The organism is Pseudoalteromonas sp. S2721 (assembly GCF_005887425.1).
In the GTDB taxonomy this organism is placed as follows: Bacteria; Pseudomonadota; Gammaproteobacteria; order Enterobacterales; family Alteromonadaceae; genus Pseudoalteromonas; species Pseudoalteromonas simplex.
In genome coordinates this window covers 1-8306 of sequence record NZ_PNCZ01000102.1, presented here as the reverse complement: position 1 = coordinate 8306, position 8306 = coordinate 1, and the positions used below count along the sequence as shown (strand labels likewise).

The window sequence follows — 8306 nt, the reverse complement described above, 5'->3', positions numbered from 1 at the left end:
CTTTATGCGGAATGGTATTACAGCTTACAGCTTACAGCTTACAGCTTACAGCTAGTTTTAGATCTGACCTTGAATCGTCGCGACAATGCGTCTTACACCGCCATGATCTCGGTGTTCGCCTAAATAGATACCTTGCCAGGTACCAAGCATTAAACGGCCTTGGTTAATTGGAATAGTGAGTTCAGCACCTAATGTACTGCTTTTTATGTGGGCAGGCATGTCGTCATCGCCTTCATAATCATGGCGGTAATAACTTTGTCGTTCTGGCACAAAATGATTGAAGTGACTTTCCATATCCATTCTTACTGTAGGATCTGCATTTTCGTTAATAGTTAAGCTTGCAGACGTATGTTGAATGAATAGGTGTAATAAGCCGACTTTGTATTGTGTTATCTCTGGAAGTTGCCGAAGTAGCTCGTCATCAATGATGTGAAAGCCTCGTGAGCGAGGCTTCAATTGAATGGTTTTTTGCTGCCAGCTCATAGTTTATCAAAGCTAACTTCAATATTGGCGTTACCATCAGCTGAAGTGAATGGAATTAATACCTTGGCACCTTCACATTTATGAGCAATTGTATGTCCCTTACCAGACACTACAACTGGCGTTGCCATATCAAACTCATAGCCTTTTTCGCCAAGTAGATTTTTTGCGCCACCTGTTACCATGTTAGTAATTTCACCTACCATGTCGGTTACTTCTTCATTTACCGTATCAGGGCGTTCACCTAGCATTCTTTCCATAATGGTCAGAGCTAGATTTTCATCAAAGGTGATTGAAAGTGAACCTTTAGTTTGTGGGCCAACCATACCAATCAAACCTGATACATCGCCACGGGCTAGTTCGTCTTTCTTTAAACTAGGTTTACCCGGCTTTAATTCTGTTTGAGCCATAGTGCTCAATACATTTAATAATGATGATAAAAAAGGGTTGATGAACTCCACATTCATTATTTATTTTCCCTTAGGTTTCGAAATGCCGTTAATCATACTTTAAGTGTAGTGGTTGTTTCAAACACCGCACTTATTCTTTGCATTTTTCGCATTTACCATGCGCTTCGATTGTTTGTCCAGAGACAATAAATCCACTTTCTGCTGCTAAGTTATTAAGTTCATGAGAAATTACTGTTGAATGTAATTCTTTTACATAACCACAGCTATCACAAATTAATAATTGTACAGGGTGGATGTGATCAAAATGATGGCACAACATAAATGAGTTGGTGCTTTCAATTTTATGAATAAAGCCAAGTTCCGATAAGAAATCGAGCGCTCGATAAATAGTGGCTGGTTTTGCGCCTGATTCAGTTAATTTAAGTTGTTCTAATAGGTCATAAGCACCCACACCACCTTGCGCACTAGCTAATAGGCGGAATACTTTTTCACGGATGGGTGTGAAACGAGCACCACGATTATCGCATACTTGTTTTGCTTTACTGACGAGTGATTCTATATTCATCTTCTCTTATCCTTACGCTACCGTGATATACTAACATACTGTATTGTAGTTGCAGTGTTTTTATTCGCTAACACGTTTTTAGGGAGTTTGATTAATGAGTGAATTGCTAGCGGCATTCATTTTCTTTTTTGCGGTAATCGATCCAATAGGCACAGTTCCCGTTTTTATTGCTGTTACGCGCTGGGATGATGCTAAGTTCAAACGCAAAGTTGCTTTAAAGGCGGTTGGCGTTTCGGCGCTGGTTTTATTATTTTTTGTTGTTGCAGGTGAGCTACTCTTAAACGCGATTAACATTCCTCTTTCGGCGTTTCAGATTGCCGGAGGAATTGTGCTATTACTTTTTGCACTGTCGATGATATTTGGTGAAAGTAAACCTGAAACTGAGATAAAAAGCGTTCGTGATAGCACTGAAACCGCTATTTTTCCTTTGGCGATTCCTTCTATTGCCAGTCCGGGTGCCATGCTTGGTGCAGTACTAATGACCCGAAATACCGAATACACTTGGTATGAACAGCTTATAACTTCCTCAATCATGCTTTTGGTATTAGTAATTGTGTTGGTTTTACTTCTACTTGCTACGCATGTTCATAAGTTAATAGGCGATAGTGGCGCAAGTATCATTAGCCGGGTGATGGGTTTAATTCTATCGTCAGTGGCGGTGACTAATATCTTAGGTGGTATTGCTCACTATTTTGGTTTAAGTGTCGTCGCGTAGTTTAATTTAAAGTGCATTTTCAGTGATTTAAATTTTGAATAATTGCCTTCTTTTATCTAACTTTAAAGAAGGCAATATAAATTTTAAGGAACAAAGAATGCTAATCAAAAACGTTGTTTTATCTGTCTTTCTGATTTTTAGTTTAGGTGCTTGCATGGAGCCGACCTATGATAGTGGTAAGCTAAAAGTCATCGAAGTAACAGACCATGATTTTAAAATTAATGGTGAAAGCGCCGTAACTGTAATTGTTGGTCATGCCAATGTGGCAGAATATAGCTTCTCACTTCGTAAAAGTGATTTAAAGAAAGGCACGCTCCTGCAGTCTGTGTCTGACAGTAATCCAAATGTCCGTGCTGATGGTACCTTCTTTAGCGAGTATTATGTGCAATCAAAAGATCACGACACGCGAGCATCAATTGAAATTGTAGAAATAGACCCCGTTGAGAAAATCGCACGAATAGCTGTTGGTGCTAAGCTAGTTAACCTGAAAAATGAGGATTACAAAGAACTCGAAATTACTGTTTTAGAGCTTACGGGCCAAAATCTTGAACATCTTCTAAATGAAGTGAAGATGTAACCTTTCCATTTTTGCTTATTCTTCAAAGAAGTGAGATTGCAGTACACTTCTTCGTCTCTTTTCATCATCTGATCTTCGATTAAGCCATGCCGGGAGTTAGCTTCGGTGGTATAATGGCTGCAATTTTTCATTTCGGTGCATGCCTAAAGGTATGTGTCATCGCTATATTAAGCGTTAATCGTATTAGGTAATTTAAGTTGCAAGTAAATGCATTGATCTTTAAAGGGGCCATGTTATGAGCACAACGACATTAAACCGCCGTTTTTCCGTGGCACCCATGTTAGATTGGATGTGTTGTCATTATTAATCAATGATTTAGGTGTGGTGTGGGGGACTGTAGGGAGACTGGAACTCAAATCAATCCTCCAATATTTTCCATTAGTTTTTTTCGTGTGTCTTGCCACATAGTATTTACTGTAGTACTTTAAAACCTCACAAATCGAAATCGATACTTAGATACAGATTTCACTCAATAAACATTGGGTGGAGCGTCTAAGTTCGTCTCGCTCCGCCCCTAGGAGCAAATATGAACTCACAAAGACATAATCACAATTGTAACCGCAGCAAGACCTCACTTGTTGAACTTTTGTCACCTTTTGAAGATGCTTCGGAAACCATAGAGCCTGAATCGCACTCTGCATTCCAATTATTCAATTGATCCCATTGAAAGTAGTCAATTCGCTAACTCTATTGTGAGTAAACATGCGATGACTTTCTAGTATCAACCCCTTAGCAAATCAAAACACAAATTAAGAATACTAAATTAGGAAAGACTAGTGACAGATCGTTTTATAACTGTGGACTCTGCATCAGCACAAGATTTGGATGATGGATTTGTTGTCGAGCCATTAAGAAATGGGTGGCTTGTTTCTGTATACATTGCATGCCCCGGACTGATAGTCAAAAAGGGGATGATTGAGTATGAGGCTGCGGAGGCTTTAGTCGAAACAATTTATTACGGTGGAATACTTAAAAGCCCTATGTTTCCTAGAGATATGGTTGCAAACCACATATCTCTTCTTCCTGATGAGAGCAGAAAAACACTGAAAGTTCAGGTGATGGTAGATAAAAATGGGTATAGCCATCTTAATGACCTTCTTGTAGTTGATGCTAAAAGCATATTAAAGCTATCTTTCTGGCAAGTTTGCGATAACAAGTCTTTTCCAAAAGGTATTCAACACTGGCTTATTCAAAGCTTGGAATGTTCAAGAGTTCTGTACTGTAAAAGAAGGAGTGAGATCTCAGGCTTAAACGATAATAGAGCCGACAGGTCTCTCAGGAAAATGAAAGCAAGTGCCTTAGGGCACTTAGTGGTTCATGAAATTATGACAGTTACCAATAAACTTTTAACTAATTATTGCGAAGAGAATAAATTACCTATTCTTCTGTGGCATAAAAGTATCCAAGGGAATAACTGTTATGTAAGTCCAGAGTATAAGGGAGGGAGGGCTACCTTTACGAGTCCTATATGGCGCTTTAGCGACTTCATCAATAATAATGTCTTACTGTCACATCTTGGTGAAGATGTCTTGATTGAAGCACATACAAAAGAGCGTTGCGCTTTATTGACTGATAACTTACTGAAAAGGAAAAGAGACGTTAGACAAATCTATGTAGATTTAATAGCGGAGAAGCTTTTATCTGATCGCAAAGTGACAGCTAAACAACTTGTTTCGCTGTTTAAGCATAGTGACAACGAGCACTATCTTGGTAGTGCAATAAATTATCTTTTTACAAGACGGAAATTACTTCTCTCTGTGCAACTTTGGGTTGAGTTGATTACGAGTACATTATCGAAAAAATTTACTCAGGAGCAGACACAAATTCTGTACCGAAAATTAAGATTTAATAAGGCTTTAACACTACAAATTTTCAACCAATTACAGAGCTTAAATGTCGTCGAGGAAAAGGGGCAATCGAAAGAGCAAAAGCTTGATGAAGTAATGTATTTATTTAAACAAGCTACTGAGGTAAAAATTTTGAGTCCTTGATAAAACCTAGGAGCTTTAATATCAGCGTTCAGTAGGCTTGTCATAAAGTGTTTGCTGTTGTATTTTTATCACTGACAATTCGAAATCGATACTTAGATAAAGATTTCACTCATTAATATTGGGTGGGGCGTCTAGGTTCGTGTCGCTCCCCCCTAGGAGCAACAAAATGAAAATTATTCCCTTGTACAATACTTCTAATATACAACTCCTGTTTATCGGAAGGCAGGGTTAGCTTATGAGTGGTAATGGTAAGATAAATTTTATCAAAAAATCACCTAGAGTACCCATCAGTGAGTTAACGCTTAAGAAACGAAAAGATGGTGGCTTTAGAGAACATCCTTCTGTGTTTTTTAAGAGACGTTGCTTACATAAGTTTACTGATATGAGTATGCAAAACCTTGCTGATTTTTTAGATATCGAGCATGCGGTCATCGAGCTGTTTATGGAAGCTAAGTTGGCTGTTGATCCAGAGCTTGCTGAGAGGCTTAGCAAAGGCACAAACTTTGGTGCTGCAACATGGTTGGAGTTACAGCGCCAATATGATGAGTATATCAAACAGCTTTGATTGAGAGGCTACATAACTTTAACAGCAAAACAGTTCAACGTTAAGAAGGTACTAATATGAGCTCTCACAAGCTTTTAATAAAATCACTGAATTTGGCTTCAAATTATCATGCCCAGCAAAAGCGAAAATCAGATGGCTCTCCTTATATTAATCATTTAATAGAAGTGGCAGCTTTACTTATTAATATTGCTGAAATCGATGATGCCGATGTGCTCAGCGCCGCAATACTTCATGATATTTTAGAAGATACTGATGTCACTAAAGAGGAGGTATATAAAACCTGTGGTGAGCGTACTCTCAAGTTGGTAGAAGCGCTTTCTGATAATAAGGCGCTATCTTTAGAAAATAGACGGAAAGAAACGCTTAAAATGCTTCCTAATAAGCCTACTGCGGTAAAGCGAATCAAGTTAGCGGATTTATGCTCTAATGTCTCTGCAATTCCATCTGGGTGGACATTAGAGCGGCAGAGAGAATATTCCCGATGGTTAGATCAAGTTGCTGAAATTTGCAAAGAATCTAGTCAGCCTTTGTATAGTGAGTATTTGAGAAGAAGAGCTGTACATATTGCTGAATAGTGCTCTCAATTTGGCTAATCCTTACGACTAAATGGTGGCTAATTAGATAAATTTTTCGATGGGTAATCCAAAAAGTAGTAAGAGCTGATGATAAAATGCAGGTTCATGGTTATGTCGACTACAATTGAGCCATGACGTATATTGGTTATTGCATAGCATTTTTGCGAAGTACGCTATGAGCGAACTACAGACACTACTCAAGTTTGATTATGAAAATAAAAATTTAAAAACTGACGGGCACTTATGTGCCAGAAGCGGATTTTCAATGATGAACTTGAAATCATGTTGGGTAGCGCCTTTGGCTTAACCAACCTACTAAGTTCTTAGGTCTGTTGAGTGAAGAAGCTAAGCTTCTTGAAATATCGATTAATAAGGCTAACTTATCGAGTTATTGGTCTGGAAGTTTAAGCACCAGTTTACCATCACTCTTTATTTCAACTAGCTGTACTTCCAGTTTTTGATCTATTAAGTATTGAGACAATATATCCGTATTCGGTGGTAAGTGAGTACGATGGAGCAGGCCAAAATGTCCACCAACTTGAAGGAAAAGGCCGTACTCCTTTATGCCGCATATATCTGCATTATATACTCGACCAACACTTAAAACTACTTCTTCGCCTTCAATCGTCAACTCAGGGCCTGCGTATCGCAGCTGCGGCCCTTTATGAGTAAGAGAAACAATTTCAACACAAATCTGGCTACCAATAGAGTGTTTGCTAACAAGTTTAGCCCAGTTAGAGCAGCGATTCCTATGAAGCAAGCCTTGATGACCGTTTATTGCAATCAAAGCCCCGTAACTCCTGTATTCACGAACATGTCCATTATATTTTTCTCCGTTCACGAGTTGAGCGGTTTTAAAAAGTGTCACTTGAATAGAGTCTTTATCTAGATCTATAAATTGCACAAAAAAATCCCTGACTTCATTCTTAGTTATCTTTGGATTATCTGGTGAAACCAAATAATTAGAAATCAAGCCATTTTTTAACTCAATGATTTGCCCTGAGCCTTTTGAACGTATCGCACGCCCCTCAATTGGAAATCCTTGGTTAAGGCTTTGATATGCTTCTTTCCATGCAGGTAGACTTTTACGTTCAGATAATACTTGCAACCAATCTCTAATTGTCAGTGGTAAAGATTCATGCGCTATTAACTCTGCGACCAAAGGCTGAGTTTTATGCCACCAACCTTTGTTAGGACTCGCATTAATTCGCTCAGTCAGGGTCTCTGCAAACTTTATTGATGCTGAATGGTGGGGAGCTGCCACAATAAATTTTGCCGCAAGGAGTGGCCATTCAGCTCTTTCACGTGCTTTAGTTAGCCAATCTGCTGCTATTGTCAAAAAAAACTCATTTTGATGCTTTAGTTCTAGTAACCTTTCACAAACAAAACCCCATTCATTAACTCTGTAATCGTGCCCACTCAACCACCTTGTTCCACGCTGAAGCAATTCACTCAGCGGCAAGCTTTTCGGCAAGCTATTTTGATGTTCTAATAAGCTTTGCCACAAATGGGCCCACTCATCGCGTTCTTCATGTCTGTCCAACCATGCAGTTCCTTGCAAAAGCAGTTCGCTTAGCGGCATGCTATCTGGCAGGTTATTTGGATGCTTTAATACAGCTTGCAAGAGATGTGACCACCCATCGCGCTCTTCACGTCCATTTAACCATGCTGCTCCACGTTGACACAATTCGTTCAGCGATAAGCTTTCTGGAAGGGCATTTGGGTCTGCTAATAAGGCATGGCAGACATGTACCCAGCCATCGCGCTCTTCTCGCCCATTCAACCATGTTGCTCCAATTAGAAGCAATTTACTCAGCGGCAAGCTCTTAGACAGAGTTTCTCGCTGTTCAAATAATGCTGTCCAGACAAAACTCCATCCGGCGTGTTCTTCATGGCCATTCAACCATGTGAATCCATGTAGAAGCAATTCGTTCAGCGATAAACTCTCTGGCAGGACGTTTGGATGTGCTAATAAAGCTCGCCAGACACGTACCCAACCTTCGCGCTTCTCACGCCCAGTCAGCCATGTTGCCCCACTTTGAGATAATTCGCTCAGCGATAAGTCCTTTGGCAGATCATTTGGGTGTGCTAATAAGGCGTGGCAGACATGTGGCCACCCATCGCAATCTTCTCTCCCATTTAACCATGTAGCTCCAATCAGAAGTAATTCCCTCAATGGCAAGCTCTCAGGCAGGGCTTCTCGTTGTTCCAATAAGGCTGTCCAAACAAAAGTCCACCCATCGCACTTTTCTCGCCCATTTAACCATGTAGCTCCAATCAGAAGTAACTCCTTCAACGGCAAGCTCTCAGGCAGGGCTTCTCGCTGTTCCAATAAGGCTTTCCAGACAAAACTCCACCCGACGTGATCTTCACGCCCAATTAACCAAGTTATCGGCAGTACGATATTCACGTTTGCTTTTCCAAGAGA

General features: G+C 39.8%; 9 protein-coding genes. 5 read left to right on the top strand and 4 right to left on the bottom strand.

Annotation, left to right across the window (positions count from 1 at the left end):
- Window positions 1-57 precede the first annotated feature (57 nt).
- From CWC02_RS20440 to CWC02_RS20430, 3 genes are all read right to left on the bottom strand, one after another.
- Window positions 58-483: a secondary thiamine-phosphate synthase enzyme YjbQ gene (locus CWC02_RS20440; protein ID WP_054554139.1), complete on the bottom strand. Its 426-nt coding sequence runs from the start codon at window positions 481-483 to the stop codon at window positions 58-60.
- A complete protein-coding gene (locus CWC02_RS20435; protein ID WP_054554140.1) occupies window positions 480-947 on the bottom strand; it encodes a chemotaxis protein CheX in 468 nt (155 codons plus the stop codon). The genes CWC02_RS20440 and CWC02_RS20435 overlap by 4 nt, the downstream gene beginning before the upstream one ends.
- 73 nt (window positions 948-1020) lie before the next feature.
- The gene (locus CWC02_RS20430) at window positions 1021-1455 is read right to left on the bottom strand and encodes a transcriptional repressor (RefSeq protein ID WP_054554141.1); all 435 of its coding nucleotides are present in this window, start codon (window positions 1453-1455) and stop codon (window positions 1021-1023) included.
- 94 nt (window positions 1456-1549) lie between these two features.
- Here CWC02_RS20430 and CWC02_RS20425 point away from each other — a divergent pair, with 94 nt between their 5' ends.
- The 5 genes from CWC02_RS20425 (at window position 1550) to CWC02_RS20405 (ending at window position 5878) form a co-directional block, all read left to right on the top strand.
- Window positions 1550-2170 carry a MarC family protein gene (locus CWC02_RS20425; protein ID WP_138601917.1) on the top strand — a complete coding sequence of 207 codons (621 nt, stop codon included), beginning with the start codon at window positions 1550-1552 and terminating at the stop codon, window positions 2168-2170.
- Between the two features lie 97 nt (window positions 2171-2267).
- A complete protein-coding gene (locus tag CWC02_RS20420) occupies window positions 2268-2747 on the top strand; it encodes a hypothetical protein (RefSeq protein WP_138601919.1) in 480 nt (159 codons plus the stop codon).
- Window positions 2748-3523: 776 nt separating this feature from the next.
- Window positions 3524-4738, top strand: a complete 1215-nt coding sequence (locus tag CWC02_RS20415; protein ID WP_138619931.1) for an RNB domain-containing ribonuclease — start codon at window positions 3524-3526, stop codon at window positions 4736-4738.
- Window positions 4739-4973: 235 nt separating this feature from the next.
- Entirely contained in the window at window positions 4974-5303 is a 330-nt protein-coding gene (locus CWC02_RS20410; protein ID WP_138619930.1) for a helix-turn-helix transcriptional regulator, read from the top strand.
- A gap of 56 nt (window positions 5304-5359) precedes the next feature.
- The gene (locus CWC02_RS20405) at window positions 5360-5878 is read left to right on the top strand and encodes an HD domain-containing protein (RefSeq protein ID WP_138619929.1); all 519 of its coding nucleotides are present in this window, start codon (window positions 5360-5362) and stop codon (window positions 5876-5878) included.
- Window positions 5879-6266: 388 nt separating this feature from the next.
- Here the strand turns inward: CWC02_RS20405 and CWC02_RS20400 are convergent.
- On the bottom strand, window positions 6267-8306 hold a 2040-nt coding region (locus CWC02_RS20400), incomplete at its 5' end, for a S1 RNA-binding domain-containing protein (protein WP_138619928.1).